This is a genomic window from Saccharopolyspora sp. NPDC045941, assembly GCF_056431445.1.
The window spans coordinates 47,804-67,633 of record NZ_JBWKKU010000001.1 but is presented as its reverse complement, the minus strand read 5'-3'; the positions used below and the strand labels follow the sequence as shown (position 1 = coordinate 67,633).

The window sequence follows — 19,830 nt, the reverse complement described above, 5'->3', positions numbered from 1 at the left end:
GAGAGGAGGTCGACGTTGAGTCAGCAGCGGATGTTGGACGCGCTGGCGACCGAGTGGGACGACGTCGCCGACCGGCTCGACCCCGAGACGTTCACCAGGCTGGTCGCGCTGGTCGCCGAGCTGCAGGACGCGGCGGATTCGGAGACTTCCGCGCTGATCGCCGAGGACATCGCCTCGCTGCTCGGGGACGTGCTGCCGGTGACGCACCCGGTGCGCCGGGCGCTCGCCGAACCCGTGTCGCGGTTCCGCCGGCCGGAGGTGGACTGGCAGCGGCTGAGCACGGACCTGAGCGACCGGCTGGCGGATTCCGCGCCGCGCGCCGACCTGGACCGGCTGCGCGCGGCGGATTCGCTGGACGCGCACCAGGTTTCGGCGGGCGGCGGCGACCCGGCCGACCCGGACCTGATCCGGCTGCCGGGCGCCGGCGGCCCCGCCCGGTGGCCCGCGTTCCAGTTCGACGCCGCGGGGGCGCCGCGCGAGCTGGTGCGCACCGTGAACCGGTACCTGCGCGCCGCCGACGACCCGTGGGGAGCGGCGGACTGGTGGCTCGGGATCAACGACTGGTTGGGCGGGGTGCCTGCCGAGCTGATCGGCCGGGTCACCGACCAGGCGTTGATCGACGCCGCCCGCGAAGACTCGGCGGAGGTGTGACCATGCCGATGGCCACCCCACCGCTGGAGTTCGAGGCCGCCCCGACCCGGTACGTGCTGCCCGCCGACACCACGCTGTTCCGGCTGCACGACCGCAGGCGGCACGCGGCCGAGTTCAAGCCCGCCCAGGCCGGCAACGCGCCGGGCGGCCGGTTCGACGGCACACCGTCGGACCCGTTCCCCAGCTACTACGCCGGATTGCAGGTGACGACGGCGCTGGCGGAGGTGCTGCTGCGCAACCTGGGCTTCGGCGGCAACGGGCAGCGGCTGATCCGCCGGGCGCAGATCGCCGAGCGGCGGCTCAGCGCCGTCCGCACCGCCCGCGAGCTGACCCTGGTCAGCCTGCTGACCGGACCCGATCTGGCCGCGGTCGCGCAGGATTCCTGGCTGGTCGACACCGAGGGCAAGGACGCCTACGAGCGGACCCGGGACTGGGCGGCGTGGATCCGGGCGCAGGCGGAGTGGGCGGACGGGCTGATCTGGCCGTCCAAGCGGGACACCGGGAATCCAGCCCTGGTGCTGTTCGGCGACCGCTGCGGAGCGGACGGCCTGGACGGCGAAGAGCCGGAACTGCAGATCGACCTGGACACCCCGATCGGCGAGGCCTGGCTGGCCAAGATGCTCGCCCCCTACCGCGCAGTGGTGGCCCCCAGGCCGAACTGACACCCGGCAACCACACCTGCGGGGCGCCGCCGAGCGGAACGAGCGAACGGCCTGTTCACCTCGTCCATCGAGGCGAACAGGCCGTTCGCGAAGTGGGTATTCGGCAGGTCAGGAAGGTTCCGTCAGGCCAGCGGGGACCTGCCATTCGTAGCGGCGGCCCTTGTTCGTCATGCGCAGCCCTTCCTTGAGCGCCACCCGACCGAACTCGCTGGCGAGCTTTCCGGCCAATGGCACCTTGTCGCCGGTCTTGCCGTAGCCGAAGCTCAGGCCGGACTGCAGCTGGATCCCCAGGGACGTCCAGTCCGCGGGCGGCACCGCGAGGATGTCGGCGGTCCGGTCACCGGCCAGGTGGCGCATCAGGCTCGGCCCCACACCGGCGAAGGCCGGGCCCGGGAGCACTTCGCGGATGAAGTCCAGCAGGGCCTTGGTCATCTCCCTCCCGGCTTCGGAAGGGGCCTGCTGCCGTTCGAGGATCCGGTCCTTGAGCGCCACGGCCGAGTCGAAGTCGGACGGGTTGAGCCGCTCGTCGACGCCCAGGACGTGGCCGATGACGCGCCAGATGTGGAAGAAGTCGTCCCGGTCGCGGGCGGGCAGTTCCACGCCCAGCCGCTGCAGGCCGAGCGGGATCACGACGGCGAAGCTCAGCAACGTCCCGGCGAGGTCTTCCTGGTTGATCGGGATGCCGCCGTTGCCGTCCCAATCACCGAGGCTGGAGACGTGGTAGCGCATGGTCGCGTGCAGCAGGCGGATCTTCTGCGCGGATCGCACGCCCCGGCCGTCGGCGCCGAGCCCGCCTTCGTCGAGCACGTCGATCACGAACTGCGAGGTCTCCACCAGTCGCCGGTAGACCTGCCCGGTGAGCCGCTGGGACCGGTGCAGGACCTGCACGCCGTTGGCGCAGGCGTAGCAGAGCGGGAGCGATCCGCACAGCAGGGTCGAGAGCACGTGCGGCTCGTAGCGGCCCAGCAGATCGTTGCCGCGCTCCATCCGGGCCGGATCCGCCCAGTCCGGCAGCACCGAGGACCGGTCGAGGTAGCCCCGCAGCTTCGGCGGCAGGCCGTCGGGTATCGCCTGCGCGTTCCGGCCGAACCCGAGCAGCGCCTGCCTGACCGGTTCCTCCTGCCCTGCCGCGTAAACCTCGGCGATGGCCTCGTCGGCTCCCGGGTCACCGGCACCGCGCATCCGGTCCAGCAGGTCATCGGTCCAACGGACATCCGGCATCTCGAACTCCCGTCACGTGCCGCCCGGCCCGACCCGCTGCCGGGCCGTTGCTCACACGCGGGGTCCTACCGGCAACCCGAGGAGGGCGCGCCCCACAACACCTGATCCAGCGACCGGAAGCCACCGGGGGTGGGGACGCGGGAGTTCAGCGCTGGGACCAGGTTCCGCCGTGTTGGAGGAACGCCCATTCGCGTTCCCAGGCTCGCATGCACATGCGGCGGGCCAGGTGCTGGGTTCCCGTGATCAGGGCGATGCAGGCCAGCTCGACCACCAGCAGCATCAGCAGTGCCGCGAAGATCGCCGACGCCGTGATCGCTCCTCCGCCGGCCGGGGCCGGTACCCGGTTGCCCTCCTGGTCGACCCACACGGTCACGGTGTCGCCCGGCGTGCTGTCGGCCGGGACCTGCACCGTCGCGCTCTGCGTCCGGGCCAGCCCGGCGCGCCACTCGACGACCGCGGTCGAGTTCAGGGCGTCCTGGCTGTAGGCCTCGGAGACCGGGACGCTGAGCGCGGGGCGGGTGGTCAGCACCGCGTCCACCGGCCGCGTGGTCTCCGCCGCCGTCGCCGCACGCTGTGTGAGGTCGGCGTGCAGGGACGCGCCGAACAGGCCCGACGCGGGGATCGCGATCAGGGCGACCATGAGCAGCAGCACCGAGATGCCCGCCGCGAGCCGATCGATGGGCCTTCGCAACGGGTTCCGGTTCACCCCCAGTGCGTTGACCAACCACGCTGCGTGCGCTTTCAGCGCCGCGACCATCGCCGACCTCCAGACATCCGGTGCACCAAAGAGCCGCGAACGACCGTCGTCTTGTTTCGCCTCGATGGTTGTGCGCAGCATCCGCCAATACGAGTATCCTCCCCACCTGCCCCATCGTTATCACAACGTGACCAGACATACACCAACGGTGTAACAGATCACGTTATTCACAATCTGCTATCCCACCGACCGGAACAAGCGAGTCGGACCTTTGGTGCGCGGGAATTCAATTCCGGCAATTCGAACGATGGCCGGCAGGTCCCGCGACCGGGGGCCCGCGGGACCACCGGGTCAGCCCTGCGTCCTCAGTGGACGGAAGAAGGCGCGCAACTCCTCCGCCACCTGCGCCGGTTCCTCGTGCGGCATGAAGTGCCCGCCGCGCCCCGGACTGCTCCAGTGGCGCAGGTCGCGGTAGATGCGCTCCGCGAGGCTCTTCGGGAAGTCCGCGAAGACCGGCTCCTGGCTCAGCGTCACCGCCCCGGGCACCTCGATCGGCGGGACCGGCGCGTTGCGGTGGTAGTCGTAGTACTGCCGGAACGACGAGCCGATGGTGCCGGTTGCCCAGTACAGGGTCGCGACGGTCAGCAGCGCGTCCTTGTCCCAGCGCCGCTCCAGGTCACCGCCGCAGTCGCTCCAGTCACGGTACTTGTCGGCGATCCACGCGACGAGACCAGCTGGCGAGTCCACCAGCGCCGCCGCGACCGTGTCCGGCCGGGTCAGCATGATCTCGCTGTACCCGCCGTCCGACTCGTCGTAGGCGGCCACCGCGTCGAGGTAGGCCTGCTCCTCGGGCGTCGGCGGCCGTTCGCCGAAGTCGGTGGCGATCACCGCGGTGGTCACGTGGACCCCCGCCACCTCCCCCGGGTAGAGCGCGCCGAGCCACTGGGTGACTCCGCCGCCGATGTCGCCGCCGAAGGCGCCGAACCGCCGGTAACCCAAGGTGCCGGTCATCAGCTCGTGCCAGATCTCGGCGACACCGCGGCGGGTGAACGGCCCCGCCGGCAGCTCGGAGAACAGGAAACCCGGCAGCGAGGGGATGATCACGTCGAAGGCATCGGCCGGATCGCCGCCGTGCGCGGCGGGATCGGTCAGCGGCCCGGCGACCCGCAGCATCTCCACGAAGCTGCTGGGCCAGCCGTGGGTCAGGACCAGCGGCAGCGGCGCGGGCGCGCCTTCCGCCCGCTTGCCGCGCACGTGCACGAAGTGCACCTGCCGGCCCGCGACCTCGGCGAGGTAGTGCGGGTAGGCGTTGAGCGCCGATTCGGCGGCGCGCCAGTCGAACCCGTCCGCCCAGTAGGCGACGAGCTCGCGGAGGTAGTCGGGATCCGTCCCGCCGGCCCACCCGACGCTGTCGGACGCGGTCGTGAAGCGGGTGCGCGCCAAGCGGATGCGCAGATCGTCGAGGACGTCGTCGGGAACGGAAATGCGAAAGGGCTGAACAGTCATTTCTTCCTTCATCCAGTGCACGTTTCGTGGAACGAGCTCTCCTGGATGTCGGTCAGACCGCCGCCGCAGCCAGGAGCGCCCGGGTGGAACGGGTCGTCGTCATCGGGCTCACCTCCTCGCTTTGTCGCGGCTGCCACGACCTTACCCCAACGATCGCCTTGCACGAGCAGCTCACCGGCCGCGACGAGCCGACAGGCCGGTGGCCATCGAGGCGATGCCCGCCGCGACGCCCGCGGCGTCGTCGATCTGCTGGTCGGCGTCCGGAACCCCGGGGCAGGCCAAGTCCGCGAGCGAATCCGCGGCGTCCGGTCCGAGGCCGCGGACGACGATGCGGATGCCCATCGCGCAGGCCTTCCGCGCCAGCTCACGAGCCTTCGCGTGGTCCCCGAGCGCCCCGTCGCTGAAGATGCAGAGCACGCGGTCGCCCGGGTACTTCGGCAGCACCTCGATGCCGAGCCGCAGCGCGGACGAAAGCACGGTGCCGCCCCACGTCTTGGCCTTCCGGAGCGCGGAAATCACGTCGTCCAGCCGGGCTTCCGGCGGCACGTACTGCTGCACGACATCGGACCAGAGCACCAGCCCGCTCTTGTAGTGCGCGCCGTCGGCTTCGGCGAGGAACCGCTCGCCGCCGGCGATGGCCTGCTCCAGCCGTTGCCCCCGCATCGACGCGCTCACGTCGATGCACAGCAGGACGTGCCCGCCGTACCGCTCCTGCAGCCTGGGCAGGTACTCGCCCGGCGGTGCCTGCGTCAACCCGATCCCGCCGAAGTCCCGGCGAATCCACGAACTCATCGCTCCCCCGAACTCAGCACCGCACGGTCAGCCCGGCGATGGTCTCGGCCAGCCGCTCGGTCGCCGCGCCGTCCACGACACCGTCCACATAGGCCTCCAGCTCCAGCGCCGCGCCGCTGAGCGGCTCCCGAGCGGTCACCGCGAGCAGGCCGTCCGCGCTGACGCGCAACGTCAGCTCGATCACCGATCCGGCGGGCAGCGGCGGCAGCCCGGCGAACTCGCCGTCCAGCACCCGGCGGTTGTGCTCGACCTCCGCCGAAGGCACGTCGCCTGCCTGCTCGAACACCTGGATGCGGACCGACCGCTGCCGGTTCACGATGGTGGCGAACCGGGCCGTCGCGGTGGCGGGCAGCGGATCGTTGCGCTGCACGAGGTGTTCGACGAAGCTCCGCAGGCCTTCGTCGTGGCTGTCCTCGACCAGCACGCCGAAGCTGCGCGGCACCACCGCCGCCGACGTGCCGTCCTGCGCCGTGGCGAGCCGGTGCGCGCGCACCGCGGCCCCCGACACGACGGCCAGGTCGGGATCGATGATCTTCGGTGACCGGCCGAGATGTGCTTGCAGCGCGGCGCGAATCATCGGCGCCTTCGTGGCGCCGCCGACCAGCAGCACCTCGTCGATCCTCGACACGCCCTTCGTCGCCGCATCGGCGAGCACCCGGTCGACGATCCGCAGGGTGCGCTCCACCAGGTCCGCGCCGAGGTCCTCCAGCGTCGCCCGGTCGATCTCGAAGCTGCCCGAGTCGTCGCCGCAGCGCAGCTTCACCCGGCGGCTGGTGACCGTGCTGAGCTGGCGTTTGAGGTGCTCGGTGACGCCCTGGAGCTGTTGCCGGAACTCCTCGTCGTCCGGATCCGAGTCCGGGAACTCGCGGGCGAACGCCGCCGCCAGGTGCTCGGCGATGCGCTCGTTCCAGTCGGCACCGCCGAGCCTGCTGTCGCCGTCGGTGGCCACCACGTGCACTCCGTCGTCGGCAACCCGCAGCACGGTCGTGTCGAAGGTGCCGCCGCCGAGGTCGTAGACGAGCGCGGCGCCGGGCTCCGCCTGGGCGGAGTAGTGCAGCGCGGCCGCGACCGGTTCGCTCAGCACCTCCAGCACCTCGATGCCGGCCAGCCGCGCCGCCTGCAAGGTGGCTTCGCGTTCCCGGATCCCGAAGTACGCCGGAACCGTGATCACCGCGCGAACCGTCCCATGTGGACCGAAGCGGGCGATGGCGTCGTCGACGAGGCTGCGCAGGATCAGCGCCGACACCGATTCCGGAGTGTGCCGCGCGCCGTGGAACAGCAGCTCGAACTCGGTGCCCATCCGGCGCTTGATCAGCTCGACTGTGTTCTCCGGATCGAGGTTCTCCCGCGCCGCCGCGCCGACCACGGCCGTGTCGACGGACGCGAAGTGCACCACCGACGGCGTGGTGAGCTCGCCGAGCCGGTTGCCCACCACCTCGACCTCACCGTCCACGATGGACGCGACGGCGGAGTAGGTGGTGCCCAGGTCGATGCCGAGCACCAATTCGTCAGGCACCGCCGAACACCACTGTCGTGAAGTCGGCGCAGCTGACCGCCGAGCCGAGGATCGTGAGCAGCATCGCGATCGCGAAGACCGCGATCAGCAGCCAGCGGTACACCCGGTAGTTCGCCGGGGGTCGGATGGTCATACGGCCTCCGTGGTCGGCTTCTCGTCGCGGCCGAGGGCGAAGCCGCCGCGGCCCATCAGCCAGCGGAACGGCGCCGCCGGGGTGAGCCGGTGTCCCGGCCGGATCCCGGTCACCGAGGACACCACGAAGTAGCGCACCTCGGCGAAGTCCCGCTCCGCGGCCAGCACCAGGTTGTCCAGGCCCGCGGTGTTCAGCCACTCCCGCACCGCCCCGGCGCACAGGTCCGCGGCCCACGGCAGGTCGGCCAGCAGGTCCGCCTTGACCACCGTGACCGCCAGGGCCCGGCGCTCGGTCTGGACCCCGTAGTCGCGCAGCCGCCGGGCCGTCACCTGGTAGACCTGCTCGGGGTCGCCGCTGGCCGGATGTGCTTGCGCCAGGCGGGATTCCAGCGCGCCGCCGAGCTGGTCGCGCACCCAGCCGATGGCGAACGGGTCGACCACCAGCACCAGTCCCCCGGCGTGGTCGAGGAACTCCAGCTCACTGTTGTCGTCCCGGTCGACGTAGAACTCGCCGGCCGCGTCGAAGAGGTGCACCAGCGCCTGGTCTCGGGCCTTCGCCGAGCCGCTGCGGGTGAACCGCACCGTGATCGCCGCGGGCAGCTGCCCGGCCGGCGTCTTCGCGGTGTCGCCGCCGGTGGTGATCAGCTGCTCGCCGTGCTCGAAGGCCTGCTTGCTGGCGCCGTCGACGAAGTCGAGCACGACACCTTCGGCGGCGGCCCGGTCCCGCAGGGTGACCAGGCCCGCGTGCACGAGCCGCGTCTTGCCCGCCGACACCGGGCCGAAGACCGGCATCCGGATGTCGGTGACCGCGCCCGAACCGCCCCGCAGCGGCCGGTCGCAGCGCTGGCACAGCGCCTCCAGCCGCTTGGACGCCCGCAGCACGGTCGTCGGCAGCTTCGCGCCGCACCCGCAGGTGCGCGACGCCGCGCCCAGCGCGCCGGGCCGGATGTCGTGGTGCACCACCTGGCAGCCGTCGCAGCGGTAGGCGGGAACGGCCATCACGTGGTAGCAGACCGGGCAGCTGCCGCTGGCCTTCCGCAGCCGCCGCACGACGAGGTCGTAGCCGCGCAGCAGCCCGACGAGCGCACCCCGGCCGAGCCATCCGATGCCGAGCACCACAGCCCCGATCACCAGCACTTCCGCCGCCCCGAGCAGCGCGCCCAGGGTGACACCCGACCAGATCAGGGCGGTCAGGCCGATGCTCGCGAATCGGAGCTTGCTGCCGGTGCCGTAGTTGAGGCCCCACTGCCAGCCGCGCACGATGAAGGCGAGACCGTTGTGCCAGGCCGCGACCAGGTCGCGGCGCCACTGCGCGGCGAGGTAGCCCGGCCAGGCCCAGTCGTGCGGGAACGGCCCCTTGGGCTTGCGCAACCCGGCGGTGCCGTTGACCACGTCGTTCGGCGTCACCAGCTGCGGCTGCGCGGTGCCGCGCCCCGCCAGCACCAGGCACGTCGAGACGAACGCCCACGAGCTGCCGAACAGCACGAAGAACGGGAACAGCCAGGCCACGATCCCGATGACCACCGTGGCCAGCCACAAGCCCAGGCACAGCACCAGGAGGGCCCCGATCACGTAGGGCATTACTTCTCCCGTCTGCCGAACAGCCGGCGCGCGAACTCGCGGGTGCGAGCCGGTTTGGGCTTCTGCTGCGAGAACTCCTTCAGCCACTCGTGCCAGCCCGCGGCGTACTCGGCCGCCACGCCGCGCAGCACCTTGCTGATCCGCCGGTAGTCGGTCGGCTTGTGCTGGCCCGCCCAGCGCTCCAGGGCCTTGTCGAACGCCGTCCGCACCTGCTCCGAGGCGGCGTCCTCCCAGCCGGTCAGGAACGCGAGCACGACCGCGTGGTCGCGCCGAGACTGCGCAGCCTGCTCGTCGTTCCACACCGCAGGCAGCGCGTGCACCAGCATCTGCTGGAGCTGGTCGCCGCCCCGCACGGTCAGGTCGAGCGCGGCAGGCAGGTCCATGTCGAGCAGCACCGCGATGATCTGGTCCGCGCGGGCGGTGAACACCGACTCCGAGATGCCCTTCAGCGTCGCGGCATCTGCTTCGGCGCCCTTGCGCGCGAAGTTGCTCAGCCAGGACCGCAGCCGACCGTCGTCGTCCCACAGCTTGCGCAGGTCGTCCCGGTCGCCGAGGTGATGTCCCAGCATCCGCAGGACGTCCAGGTAGCGACCGGACACCTTGGACTTCTCCAGCACCGTGAACGCCCGCTGCGCCAGGGAATCCGAGACGGCCGTCGACGGCAGCGCGGTGAGGAAGTCCTTGAGCTCGGCCATGGTGGGCGCGGAGTTCCGGTACAGCGCCTCCCACACCGCTTCGCCGGTGCCCGGCCGGTCCGGCGCGCGCAGCTGCTCGCGGAACCGGGCGGTGGTCTCCTGCCGCACCGAGCCGCCGGAGGCCACCGCGGCGGCGGCGACCGCCGCGTCCAGCGGCATGAAGGGATCGCTGATCGTCGGCGCCAGCAACCGCCACCAGCGGGCGTCGATCGCCTCGGCGACCTCGGCGGCGCCGGGGCCCGCCAAGCGGCGGGCCAGCACGTCGCGCAGCAGGTCGATCATCTCCGGACCGCACGTCCAGCGCGCCGGGTCGACGCCGGCGTGCGGGTGCTCCGCCCACCACTCGACGAACCTCCCGGCCGCCTCGGCGAACCGGCCCACCCGGGGCCGCACGCCGAACCTGGTCGCGGTCCGCAGCAGCAGGTCCATCCGCTCCGGGGCGACGGCGCCGGCGGCCGCCTCGACCAGGATGCAGGCCTCCTCCACCTCGTCCGGGCTCCACGGCCGCGGCGACAGCGGAGCCCGGGAATCGGCCGGGGTGCCGCGCACGATCTCGTCGATCTCGCCGCGCAGCAACGCGATCCGCACCCGGCCGGCCTGCGCCGCGTTCGCCTCGGCCAGCTTCGCCAGCACCGGCAGCGCGGGCGACGAGGCCAGCACCGCGTCCAGCACCGGTTCGACGACGTCCGATGTGGACACCGGCGGCGGGGACACCAGCCAGTCGGCCAGCGCCATCGCGGAATCCTGCCCGGACACCGCCTCTTCGAGCATCAGCACGCCGGCGGCCAGCCGGTCCGCCGTGCCCGGCCGCCGGTCGTCGCGGTTGCGGGCGAACTGGTGCGACAGCTCGATGGCGTCGACCACGTCGTAGGGGTCGGCGCCGAGGAAGCGCGGCACCCAGTGGCGGGCGGCCGCGGTCGGCTCGTCCTTCCGGCGTTCCCCGGTGACCAGGTTGAACACCACGTAGTCGGAGTTGCGGTCCGGATCGGCCAGCGACCCGGCCCAGTCCGGGTGCACCGCCAGCACCTCGTGGCGGCTGTACTGCGGGTTGGTGGCGAACACCCGGAAACCCACCCGCAGCGCCCGTTCCTGGGGCAGCAGGAGCGTTCCGGCCGCGATCCAGCGCACCGCGGTCTCGGCGTCCTCGCTGACGAACACCACCCTCGAGGCGTTCTCGCCGTGCAGCCGGTCCATCGCGGAATGCACTGCGAGCAGCCAGGATTCGCCGTCCTGCCTGCTCAGCACCCAGTCCCGCAACGCCTCGACGCCCAGCGGCCCCGCCTCGGGTTCGGCCGACACCGCCGCGCATTCGGTGCTCTCCGCGGGCTGCTTGACCCACCACGGCGCGGCCCACAGCTGCGCGGGCCGGATCGGCCCGTACAGCTGCGGATCGGTGGTGGCCAGCGCGTGGGTGAACTGGTTGCCCTCCCGGACCCCGCCGGTCTCGGCGCCCAGGTAGATCCCGCGGGCCGTCGCGTAGACGCCGTCGTGCACGTGCACCAGCGACGGCGGGTACTGCGAGACCTCGCGCTTCTCGCGCATCCAGCCCACCGGGGCCTCGTAGAGCGCCGAGCGCTGCACCGCGGTCATCATCTCGTCCGTGGTGCCCGGCGAGACGGCCTGGAACTGGAATCCCGCGCCCCCGCGCAGGCCCTGGCCCGGCCGGCAGTCGGTGTAGTACAGCGACTGGAACTCGCGCCCGCTCATCCTCGGCTCCGTTCGATGATCCGGAAGTGGCTGAGCAGCCACAGCAGTGGTTCGTCCACGCGGAAGGGCCGCACCCCGGCCGGGTCGATCTGCTTGCGGCCATAGTCCGGTTCCGCGCCGAGCGAGGAAACCGCGAAATAGCGGAACGTCTGGTAATGCGCGCGCAGGTGCCCGTCGATGTCGTCGGCACCGAGGTCGGCCAGCAGTGCCCGCAGGTGCTCGTCAGTGTCCTGGCCGCCCGCCTCGTCGTACTGCGGGCCGGTGGCCGGCGGGCGGAGCAGCGGGTGGTTCGCGCCGAGCATCCCGAAGAACGCGTCGATCTTGGAGAACACCACGGCGATGGGGGTCTCGACCTTCTTGCGGTCGCTGAGCCCGACGCTGGTGCGCAGCATCTCGGTGACCCGGATGAGCACGTTGATCGGCGGCTCGGTCCCCTGGCGGCTGGCGTCGGGCACCGCGATCCGGTCCGCCGCGCCCGGCAGCTGGAACGGGTCGAGCAGCACGATCAGCCCGTCCGCGGCGGTCAGGTACGCCTGGCTGTTGACGAACTCCTGGGTCGTCATGTCCTCGCCGGCGGCGTCGTAGAACGACAGCGTCGTGGTGTTGTGCACCTCGCGGCCGAACTGGACGCGCGGCTGCCGCCACTGCATGACCAGCGGGACGCGGATGCCGTCCGCTGAGCCGGCGGTCGACTCGAACAGCGACCGGTCGTCGAACAGCGCGTGCTCGTAGTCCGCCAGCCACTGCGCGGTGCCGACCCCGGCCTGCTCGCCGGCGAAGGAGATGTCGGCGCCGAAGCGGCGGCGGATGTTGTTCCGCAGCTCGTGCACCAGCACCGTGGTGTAGACGGTCTTCCCGGCATCCTTACCGCCCACCACCCCGATCAGCGGGCTGCGGCCCTCCGCGAAGTTGGCGGGCAGCGGCGTGTGGCACACCGGGCAGGCGCGGATGCCGCTGACCGTGCCGCAGTCCGGGCACGGCGCCTTGCGCGGCGTGCGCCCGAACCGCGACGTCGGGGGCGCGAAGGTCGGCCAGGACGCGGGTGCGTAGCCGGTGAGCCGCTGCCGCTCGGCGTCGACGGCCTTGCGGCACTTCTCGCGGCCGGGCGCGGGCCGGCCGGTGCACTGGAACCGCAGGTTGCCCGCGGGGAACCGGTGGTAGCAGTAGGGACAAGCGACCTTGGCCATCAGCAGCCTTCCGCGTTCCGCCGCAATTTCAATGGAAATCGAAGATCCGATTTCCATTGAAATTGCGGTCCTCCGGCGTGTCGGCCGACCGACATGCCGGAGGTTGTGGACAACTTCCGCAATTTCCATTGAAATTGCGGAACTCCTCGCCCGGAGGCGACGGCGGGGCCTGGGGGCGGTTGCGCCGCGTCGGGGATGGGCATCAGGACACCTTCAGCTGGGAGATCGGCGGGTCGATCAGCTGGACGCCGGGGGCGTTGACGAAGCACCGCAGCCAGTAGGGCTTCCGGCGCGGCAGCTCGACGGTCAGCTCCACCGGGTCGCCGAGGTCGTGGACGTCGCGGTGCACGACCTGGCCGTCGTCGGGTTTGAGCGGCATGACGCGGCCGGGCGCGAGGACCACCAGCACCGTGCAGTCCGGGACGGGCTGGTCGGCGGTCACCACGATGCGCGCGGTGCTCGCGCCGAAGAGCCGGTTCTGCCGTTCGATCCGGTAGCTGACCTGCGGCGGCGCCCCGGGCAGCACCAGCGCGACGGGGTCGGACCGGCTTTCGCCGTTGTCGGCGGACGCGATCGCGGACACCTGCACGCGCACGTCGCCGGGCCCGGCGTCGATCCGGCAGCCGCCGCCGGCCTGGTACTGCTGCCGGGTCAGCCGCACCCGCCCGGCCTCCGCGTCGGCCGCCGGGTTCGCCCAGGTCACCTCGGCCATCCGGACGCCGCCCGGCCACACCCAGGACAGCACCAGCTCGCGGCCGAAGCGCCGCGCGTCGAGCGAGGTGACCGGCGGAAGCGTCGCGGCGACCCGGGCGGTGTGCCGCACCGGCACGGTCTCGGCGGCGACATCGGTGCCGTCCGGGCGGCGGTAGCGAGCGGTCAGCAGGTAGGTGTAGTCGCCGTCGACGTCCACAGTGGAGTCGCGAAAAGCGGTGCTGCCGTTGGTGGGGACGACGACGTCGTCGGACTCCCCGTCCCGGCGCCGCCGCACGTCGACGCCGACGACGTCCCGGTGGACGACCCAACTCCCCTCGACCGCCCCGGTGCGAACGGCCAGCCGGACCCTGTGCACGGGCGGCAGCACGTCGACCACCGCCCCGGCGGGCCGCGACCACGCGCCGCCTTCCCCGGCGGCGAAAACCGCGTACCCGACGCTCCCGCCCGCCGCCACGGCGGCGTCCACCACCACCGTCTCCGCGCCTTCGGCGACCACGTCGCCGTCGTCGGCGTCGCCGGGCGTCCGCCCGGCTCGCCGCACCACCCGGTACCGGGTGGCGTCGTCGTGGTCGGGCTTCGCCCGCCACGACACCCGCACCCCGACGCCTTCCGGCTGCGCCGTCACGGCGCCGACCGGGCTCAGCGGGATGCGCCGCAGCTCCGCCGCTATCGCGTCGTCGTCGGCGGCCAACCTCGCGGCTTCGCCGAGCTGGCGCCTGGCTTCGGCTTCGGCTCCGCCGCGCAGCGCGCGGTCCGCCGCTTCGCGGAGTTCCCGCACCTGCTGCGCGTGCCGGTCGACGGCCGCTTTCGCGGCCGCGGCCTCGTCGGTGTCGGTGATCGCGGCCAGGGTTTGCTGTGCGGTGATGAGGTTTCCGGCGGCGAGGAGTTCGGTGACCTTCTGCAGCCCGGTGACCGGCGGTGCGGCAGAACCGGTTTCGCTGAGCACGCTGACCACCGCCAGCCGCGCTTCGTCCGCGTCCAGGCTGCTGCGGCCGAGCACTCGCAGCAGCGCGCTGGCCGGTGCGCCGTTCTCGCGGAGCCGTCGCACGTCGTCGAGCAGGTGGTAGAGCGCGAGCAGCCGGAGGTCTGCGCCTTCCTTGCCCGCGGCGGTGTTGAGCAGGCCGAGCGCTTCGCGGGCGGGCTGGTTGCCGGAGCGCCGGTTCTCCCGGTCGATCGCCTGCTGGACGGCTTTGGCGGTGAGGCCGGCGGGTTTGGGCGGGCTGCTCTCGAAGTCCGCCAGGAGCTTGTAGCTGTCGAGCTTTCCGTGCAGGAGCTCGGGAATCCCGGTGATCTCGGCGTCGCCCAGCAGCGCCTTGAGGCGGCGGAAGAGGGTGTCGGGCAGGCCGCTGGTCTTCGGCAGTTCCGTCGGCGGCGCGGTCCGCACCCCGGCCTTGGTCAGGGCCCGGTCGACCTCGGCGGGCGCCAGCTGGCCGAAGGTCTCGCGCATCGCCTCCAGCTGGCCGGGCGTGATCAGGCCGAGTTCGCCGAAGTTCGCCTTCAGCATCGCGACGAGTTCGTCGACCTGCGCCTGGCTGGCCCCGGCCCGGGCGTCGTTGCGGTTGCGCCACCAGGCCATGCTGGACATCTCGTTGCCAGGCGCGCGCCGCAGCTCCTCGTCCTCGCGCAGGAAGGCCTTGTAGACGCTGGTGGTGAAGCTGGACTTCGCGGTGGACTGGGCGCTCTTGTTCCAGTGCGAGCGGACCTCGGCGAGCCGCTGCGACAGCTCCGCGTCCGAGAAGCCCGGCTCGACCGCGTACCTGGTCAGCAGGTCGTCGGGTAATCGGCCGCTGCGCCCCCGCAGCGGCCGGACCACCTCGCGCTCGTAGACCTTGGGATCGAAGGGTTGCATCGGAGCCCGTCTCTGACCTCTGTTCGATCTTTGTCTTTGAAGCGGCGCAGCCGCTTAGCCCACCCTCGCAACTCGCACCGCCGCGGGTTCTCAGGTGTCTTCTCGCGAGGACAGCCCCGACGTGGTGAATTGGCATTCATGATGTCGGGGATCCCACAGCGAGAAGGCACCTGAGGTTCCGCTACCCGCACCGCCACGCAAAACGAGCCTGGAAACAGGCACTTCAGCCGGAGACCGTGATCCCGGCGACCACCCTCTTGGCCTCGGCGACCTCCTCGTCGCTGCGGACGCTCACCCGGACCTTGATGTCCAGCGACTTCCCGGTTGACGGTTCGGTGGCGGTCAGTTCCAGCAGGCCCTCGTCGTCGACGGTCATCCGGATGTTCACCGGCGATCCGACCGGCAGCGGCGGCAGCCCGTCGATGAGGCCCTTGCCCTCGTTGATCGGCTTGTTCTCGGCGAGTTCCGGCCCGGCGACCACGCCGGACTGCTCGAACAGCTCGATCATCACCCCGGTCTGGCCCGCTTCGACGGTGGCCGCCTCCAGGACCCGCTCCGCGGTGGGCAGCGAGTCGTTGGCGTGCACGAGGTGCTTGACGAAGTGCTGCGTCGGCTTCTGCTGCCAGTCCGGGTCGCTGGTGTCCACCAGCTTCACGCCGAAGGCCTTGGGCAGCACGTTGCGGGTCTTCTTGGCGGCGAGGTCCTCCAGCGCCTTGACCGAAATCCCGGTCTGCTGCGCCACGTTCTGCACGGCCTCGGCGACGCCGGTGGCGCCCTGCTCGGCGGCGTCGGTCATCTCGCGGTGCACCACGCGGCCCAGCGCGTACAGCGCGGCGCCCTTGGCCACCGCCAGGTCCGGGTCGTGCAGCTTCGGCTCCCAGCCGAAGTCGGCGCGCAGCCGCTCGGCGACCGCCGGCATCTTCGTCGACCCGCCGACCAGCAGCACATCGTCGATCTGCGCGCCGGGCTGCTTCTCCTGCAGCGTCGCCAGGGTGCGCTTGAGGATGTCGATGGTCTTGTCCAGCAGGTCCTGGGTTTCGGCCTCGAACTGCGCGCGGGTCACCTCGACGCGCGCGCTGACCCCGGCGCCGCGCAGCGCCACCGCCCGGGATTCCGCCTTGGAGAGCTGCTTCTTGGTGTCCTCGGCGGTGGTCGCCAGCGACTGCAGGAACTCCTCGTCGTCCTCGACCTCGGTGCCCTCCGGCGCCTGCTCCAGGAACTTCGCCAGCAGGTGGTTGCGCAGCCGCAGGTCCCAGTCCGCGCCGCCGAGGTGGTCGTCGCCGTCGGTGCAGACCACCACGATCTCGTCCTTCGACACCCGGATCACCGTGGTGTCGAAGGTGCCGCCGCCGAGGTCGTAGACGAGGATCGTCTTGTCCTCGGCGTCGGTGGTCGCCTCGTAGTGCAGCGCCGCGGCCACCGGCTCGGGCACGATGCCGATCACGTCCAGCCCGGCGATCTGGCCGGCGTTCTTGGTCGCGCTGCGCTCCAGCATGCCGAAGTAGGCGGGCACGGTGATCACGGCGCGGCTCGCCTCGCCGCCGGTGTGCGCGGCCGCGTCCTGGGCGAGCTGCTTGAGGATCAGCGCCGAGATCGATTCCGGCGTGTAGGTGGTGCCGTGGAACTCGAACTCGGCGTCGCTGCCCATCTGCCGCTTGATCAGCGACACCACCCGGTCCGGGTCGATGATCGCGGAGTTCTTGGCCACCGACCCGACGACCACGTTGGACTCGTTCTCGAAGAACACCACCGAGGGCGTGGTCTCGCTGCTGTCGGTGTTGCGGCAGACGGTCGGGCGGCCGGTCTCGTCGACGTACGAGATGGCCGAGTAGGTGGTGCCCAGGTCGATGCCGAACACCTTCAGGTCGCTGTCAGACATCTGCGCTCATCCCCTCTGCTCGCGGGTCGTTCTCGGTGGCGGGCGCGGTTTCGGCGCTCCAGCGGTACACGTGCACCCGCGCGGGGACGGTCACGCGATCGGTCGTGGTGTCCAGGTATCCGTCGGAGACGACGAGGGCGATCTGCTCGTGCCGGCCGGGGTCGTCGGCCGGGAGGACCTTGATGGCGCGGTGCTCGCGCGCCGAGAACGCGGCGCCGACCTCGGGCCGGATCGGCGCGCTGCCGCAGCGCTCCAGGGCCTGTTCCGCGCTCAGCGCGAAGGATTCGAGGAGGTCCGCGATCTGCTGCCGGCCGAGCTCCGCAGGCAGCGTGCGGGCCTGGTGCAGCAGGTCCTTGCGGAGGTTCTGCAGGTCCGTGGTGATCGGGCGCAGCACGAGGTTCTGCTCCCCGGCGCGCAGCCGCTCCACTTCGGCGTGCAGCTTGTCGATGACGCGCTCGCGGGCGGCGGCGCGCTCGTGGTGCTCGCGAACCTGCTCGGTGAGCGCCGCGACCGCGTCGGTCAGCCGCGCGAGCGGGTCCGGCTCGGGTAACGGCTCGGCGGATTCCGCAAGCGGCTCAACCGGTTCCGGCTCCTGGTCCGCCTCCGGTACCGCCGGTTCGGGTACGCCGGCGACCGCGTCGACCGGCTCCCCGGTGTCCGCCGGCCGGTCGCCGTGCCCTGGCTCGTCGCGCATGAACTCGCCCGCCTCGCTGCTCACCGCTGCCGCGGAGTGACCAGTAGATGATCACCAAGCCTAGTATTCTCCCGCACCGTTCAAGCGGGATTCGCGGACTTTGACGGCAGCACGGCGGAAGCGGTTCCCGGCGGCGGTTGCTCCGAATCGGTGAGTCATGACCCGTGAATACTTTGTGCCGTTATAGCAGCACAGGGTACTCACGGCTGGTGACCAGCGAAAATGAAGAGGGTGGCGGCGCATCGGGGCGCGGACCGCCGCCACCCGCGCACTCACCGGGTGGCGAGCACGTCCTCGCGGAACACCTGCGGCGCGATCAGCGCGCCACCGGCGAAGTTCCGCTCGACCTCGGCGATCTCGTCCGGGTTCGGCTTGGGGTTGTCGCAGTCCGGCCCGGCGCTGGCGCCCGACATCAGGTCCTCGCACAGCCCGGTCCGGTTGTCCGGCAGGCCGAGGATGTGCCCGAGCTCGTGCGCCGCGATGCGGATGGTGTCGTGGCCCTCGTTCACGGCCTGGCGCCCCATCCAGACCCGGCCCTTCCCGAGCCCGATCACCTCGGCGCGCGGCCAGCCGTCGTCGGCGAGCACCACCACGTCGGCGGCGCCGCCGGAGGCCGGCTCCAGCCGGACGTTCTGCACGTTCTCGTTCCAGACCTTCGCGCCGGCGTCCACCGCATCGCGGAATTCGGCCGCCTGGCTGGCGTCGTAGGTGACGACCCGGACGTTCTCCGGGACCGCCGCGCCGGCCGAGGCCGGGACGACGAGTGCGACCAGGAATGCGATGAGCAAACCGACGACGGGTCTTATCGTTCGGGGCAGGTTCATCTGCGGACCTCCTAAACGAACCGGATCACGGTGCCCTCGAACGTATTGCCCCCACCAGCGCCGCACGGTCTCCTGGCGTAGATGTGCCACGACGCGAATTTCCCGGAATAGCGGCTGGCGGTCGCTTTTCCCGCGAAATACCGGAAATTGCGTGGCCGCCGGATCGGCGCAACAGCAGAATGAACTAGTGCCACCGGAACTTTGGGAGGACATCGAGATGACCGGCGAACTCAAGCCCATGCCCCGGGACTGGCAGCGCGCGCTGGCCATCGTCGCGCACCCCGACGACCTCGAGTACGGCTGCTCGGGCGCGGTGGCCGCCTGGACCGCGAGCGGCCGGGAGGTCTCCTACCTGCTGGTGACGCGCGGCGAGGCGGGCATCGACGGGGTCGCCCCGGGGCAGGCGGCGCCGCTGCGCGAAGCCGAGCAGCTCGCCGGCGCCGCCGAGGTGGGCGTGCATTCGGTGGAGTTCCTCGACCACCGCGACGGCGTGATCGAGTACGGCCTGGCGCTGCGCCGGGATCTGGCGCGCGCCATCCGTGAGCACCGGCCGGGGCTGGTGATCACGCTCAACCACCACGACAGCTGGGGGCCGGGCAGCTGGAACAGCGCCGACCACCGGGCGGTGGGCCGGGCGGCGCTGGACGCGGTGGCGGACGCCGGGAACCGCTGGATCTTCCCGGAGCTCGTCGACCACGGCTACGAACCGTGGTCGGGGGTGCGCTGGGTCGCGGTGGCCGGATCGCCGTACCCGACGCACGCCGTGGACATCACCGACACCCTGGACCGGGCGGTGGCGTCGCTGGCGGCGCACCGCACCTACCTGGAGGCGCTCAGCGACGAGCCCGCCGAGCAGCACGCCCGGAGCTTCCTGGAGGGGGCGGCCCGCGAGCACGCCGACCGCTTCGGCGGCCGCACGTGCGCCGCGTTCGAGCTGATCGGCGAGGCCTGATGGGGTCCCCGTAGTACTCAGGAAATTTCGGGCGGATATGCCTGCCCAGCTCCGGAGATCGGCCGGGACGAGCTGTTCCGGTTCTTCACCCTCACCCCTGCGGACGTCGCCTTCGTGGACCCCGGTCGGGGCCGAGGTCCGGCGGACCGACTGGGCCTTGCGGTACCTGCGGCAGTTCACTCCCCCGGCCGAGGTGTCGGCGTGGCTGCTGCACTCCCGGTTCCCGCAGCAGCAGCGTCATTTCTTGCGGCTTCGGTGATCGCCACGCTCCCGCCGACGGCAGGAGGGCCTGTGACTCCGCCAGCGTGGGCGAGGGGAGCAGGCCGCTGCCAAAGCTCTTGAAGCGATGGCTGTTGAAGCGATGGCTGTTGTGACGGTGAGGAAGGTGGGGCGAGCATCGCGAGGGTGCTGTGCCGGTGCCGGGCGTCGTAGCGGCGCATCTGGCAGTGGTCGAGTTGGCCTCGAAAACCGACGGATGAGTGTCTCGGCGCAGTCACGATGTTCCTCATTTGCCCAGCTGTACCTTCTCCGGTGGTCCTAACGGGCACTCCACGTGACCTCGCTCCCGACT

Annotated in this window: 16 protein-coding genes; 3 read left to right on the top strand and 13 right to left on the bottom strand. The window is 71.6% G+C overall.

Annotated features, from left to right (window positions below; all coding sequences use genetic code 11):
* The first annotated feature begins 15 nt into the window (after window positions 1–15).
* The gene (locus tag AC07FN_RS00290; protein WP_478393658.1) at window positions 16–651 is read left to right on the top strand and encodes a hypothetical protein; all 636 of its coding nucleotides are present in this window, start codon (window positions 16–18) and stop codon (window positions 649–651) included.
* 8 nt (window positions 652–659) lie between these two features.
* A complete protein-coding gene (locus AC07FN_RS00285) occupies window positions 660–1,313 on the top strand; it encodes an RES family NAD+ phosphorylase (RefSeq protein ID WP_358576234.1) in 654 nt (217 codons plus the stop codon).
* Window positions 1,314–1,421: 108 nt separating this feature from the next.
* Here AC07FN_RS00285 and AC07FN_RS00280 read toward each other — a convergent pair whose 3' ends face one another.
* The 13 genes from AC07FN_RS00280 to AC07FN_RS00220 form a co-directional block, all read right to left on the bottom strand.
* Window positions 1,422–2,534 (bottom strand): oxygenase MpaB family protein, encoded by a 1,113-nt coding sequence (locus AC07FN_RS00280; RefSeq protein WP_478393657.1) that lies wholly within the window; start codon window positions 2,532–2,534, stop codon window positions 1,422–1,424.
* 145 nt (window positions 2,535–2,679) lie between these two features.
* Entirely contained in the window at window positions 2,680–3,291 is a 612-nt protein-coding gene (locus AC07FN_RS00275; RefSeq protein WP_478393656.1) for an Rv1733c family protein, read from the bottom strand.
* 291 nt (window positions 3,292–3,582) lie between these two features.
* Window positions 3,583–4,737 carry an epoxide hydrolase family protein gene (locus tag AC07FN_RS00270; protein ID WP_478393655.1) on the bottom strand — a complete coding sequence of 385 codons (1,155 nt, stop codon included), beginning with the start codon at window positions 4,735–4,737 and terminating at the stop codon, window positions 3,583–3,585.
* A gap of 171 nt (window positions 4,738–4,908) precedes the next feature.
* Window positions 4,909–5,529 (bottom strand): vWA domain-containing protein, encoded by a 621-nt coding sequence (locus AC07FN_RS00265; RefSeq protein WP_478393654.1) that lies wholly within the window; start codon window positions 5,527–5,529, stop codon window positions 4,909–4,911.
* Between the two features lie 13 nt (window positions 5,530–5,542).
* Window positions 5,543–7,045, bottom strand: coding sequence for an Hsp70 family protein (locus AC07FN_RS00260; RefSeq protein WP_478393653.1), 1,503 nt, complete (start codon window positions 7,043–7,045; stop codon window positions 5,543–5,545).
* Complete coding sequence (locus AC07FN_RS00255; RefSeq protein WP_478393652.1) at window positions 7,038–7,178, bottom strand: hypothetical protein; 141 nt, start codon at window positions 7,176–7,178, stop codon at window positions 7,038–7,040. The genes AC07FN_RS00260 and AC07FN_RS00255 overlap by 8 nt, the downstream gene beginning before the upstream one ends.
* The gene (locus AC07FN_RS00250; RefSeq protein ID WP_478393651.1) at window positions 7,175–8,758 is read right to left on the bottom strand and encodes a TRAFAC clade GTPase domain-containing protein; all 1,584 of its coding nucleotides are present in this window, start codon (window positions 8,756–8,758) and stop codon (window positions 7,175–7,177) included. The genes AC07FN_RS00255 and AC07FN_RS00250 overlap by 4 nt, the downstream gene beginning before the upstream one ends.
* Window positions 8,758–11,160: a GTPase-associated protein 1-related protein gene (locus tag AC07FN_RS00245; RefSeq protein WP_478393650.1), complete on the bottom strand. Its 2,403-nt coding sequence runs from the start codon at window positions 11,158–11,160 to the stop codon at window positions 8,758–8,760. The genes AC07FN_RS00250 and AC07FN_RS00245 overlap by 1 nt, the downstream gene beginning before the upstream one ends.
* Window positions 11,157–12,347, bottom strand: coding sequence for a zinc ribbon domain-containing protein (locus AC07FN_RS00240; RefSeq protein WP_478393649.1), 1,191 nt, complete (start codon window positions 12,345–12,347; stop codon window positions 11,157–11,159). The genes AC07FN_RS00245 and AC07FN_RS00240 overlap by 4 nt, the downstream gene beginning before the upstream one ends.
* 202 nt (window positions 12,348–12,549) lie before the next feature.
* Window positions 12,550–14,910, bottom strand: coding sequence for a SaeA-related protein (locus tag AC07FN_RS00235; protein ID WP_478393648.1), 2,361 nt, complete (start codon window positions 14,908–14,910; stop codon window positions 12,550–12,552).
* Between the two features lie 223 nt (window positions 14,911–15,133).
* Entirely contained in the window at window positions 15,134–16,789 is a 1,656-nt protein-coding gene (locus AC07FN_RS00230) for an Hsp70 family protein (protein ID WP_478393647.1), read from the bottom strand.
* On the bottom strand, window positions 16,782–17,507 hold the full coding sequence (grpE, locus tag AC07FN_RS00225) for a nucleotide exchange factor GrpE (RefSeq protein WP_478393646.1): 726 nt from the start codon (window positions 17,505–17,507) through the stop codon (window positions 16,782–16,784). Before grpE ends, AC07FN_RS00230 begins: the two co-directional genes overlap by 8 nt.
* 248 nt (window positions 17,508–17,755) lie before the next feature.
* Complete coding sequence (locus AC07FN_RS00220) at window positions 17,756–18,307, bottom strand: snapalysin family zinc-dependent metalloprotease (RefSeq protein ID WP_452612193.1); 552 nt, start codon at window positions 18,305–18,307, stop codon at window positions 17,756–17,758.
* Between the two features lie 217 nt (window positions 18,308–18,524).
* Here AC07FN_RS00220 and AC07FN_RS00215 point away from each other — a divergent pair, with 217 nt between their 5' ends.
* Window positions 18,525–19,259: a PIG-L deacetylase family protein gene (locus AC07FN_RS00215; RefSeq protein ID WP_478393868.1), complete on the top strand. Its 735-nt coding sequence runs from the start codon at window positions 18,525–18,527 to the stop codon at window positions 19,257–19,259.
* The last annotated feature ends 571 nt before the right edge of the window (window positions 19,260–19,830 follow it).

Bases quoted from the DNA above. Each gene is read 5' to 3' on its own strand.
- AC07FN_RS00285 (WP_358576234.1), top strand. From the start codon at position 660: ATGGCCACCCCACCGCTGGAGTTCGAGGCCGCCCCGACCCGGTACGTG.
- AC07FN_RS00280 (WP_478393657.1), bottom strand. From the start codon at position 2,534: ATGCCGGATGTCCGTTGGACCGATGACCTGCTGGACCGGATGCGCGGT.
- AC07FN_RS00275 (WP_478393656.1), bottom strand. From the start codon at position 3,291: ATGGTCGCGGCGCTGAAAGCGCACGCAGCGTGGTTGGTCAACGCACTG.
- AC07FN_RS00270 (WP_478393655.1), bottom strand. From the start codon at position 4,737: ATGACTGTTCAGCCCTTTCGCATTTCCGTTCCCGACGACGTCCTCGAC.
- AC07FN_RS00265 (WP_478393654.1), bottom strand. From the start codon at position 5,529: ATGAGTTCGTGGATTCGCCGGGACTTCGGCGGGATCGGGTTGACGCAG.
- AC07FN_RS00255 (WP_478393652.1), bottom strand. From the start codon at position 7,178: ATGACCATCCGACCCCCGGCGAACTACCGGGTGTACCGCTGGCTGCTG.
- AC07FN_RS00250 (WP_478393651.1), bottom strand. From the start codon at position 8,758: ATGCCCTACGTGATCGGGGCCCTCCTGGTGCTGTGCCTGGGCTTGTGG.
- AC07FN_RS00245 (WP_478393650.1), bottom strand. From the start codon at position 11,160: ATGAGCGGGCGCGAGTTCCAGTCGCTGTACTACACCGACTGCCGGCCG.
- AC07FN_RS00240 (WP_478393649.1), bottom strand. From the start codon at position 12,347: ATGGCCAAGGTCGCTTGTCCCTACTGCTACCACCGGTTCCCCGCGGGC.
- AC07FN_RS00235 (WP_478393648.1), bottom strand. From the start codon at position 14,910: ATGCAACCCTTCGATCCCAAGGTCTACGAGCGCGAGGTGGTCCGGCCG.
- AC07FN_RS00230 (WP_478393647.1), bottom strand. From the start codon at position 16,789: ATGTCTGACAGCGACCTGAAGGTGTTCGGCATCGACCTGGGCACCACC.
- AC07FN_RS00220 (WP_452612193.1), bottom strand. From the start codon at position 18,307: ATGAACCTGCCCCGAACGATAAGACCCGTCGTCGGTTTGCTCATCGCA.
- AC07FN_RS00215 (WP_478393868.1), top strand. From the start codon at position 18,525: ATGACCGGCGAACTCAAGCCCATGCCCCGGGACTGGCAGCGCGCGCTG.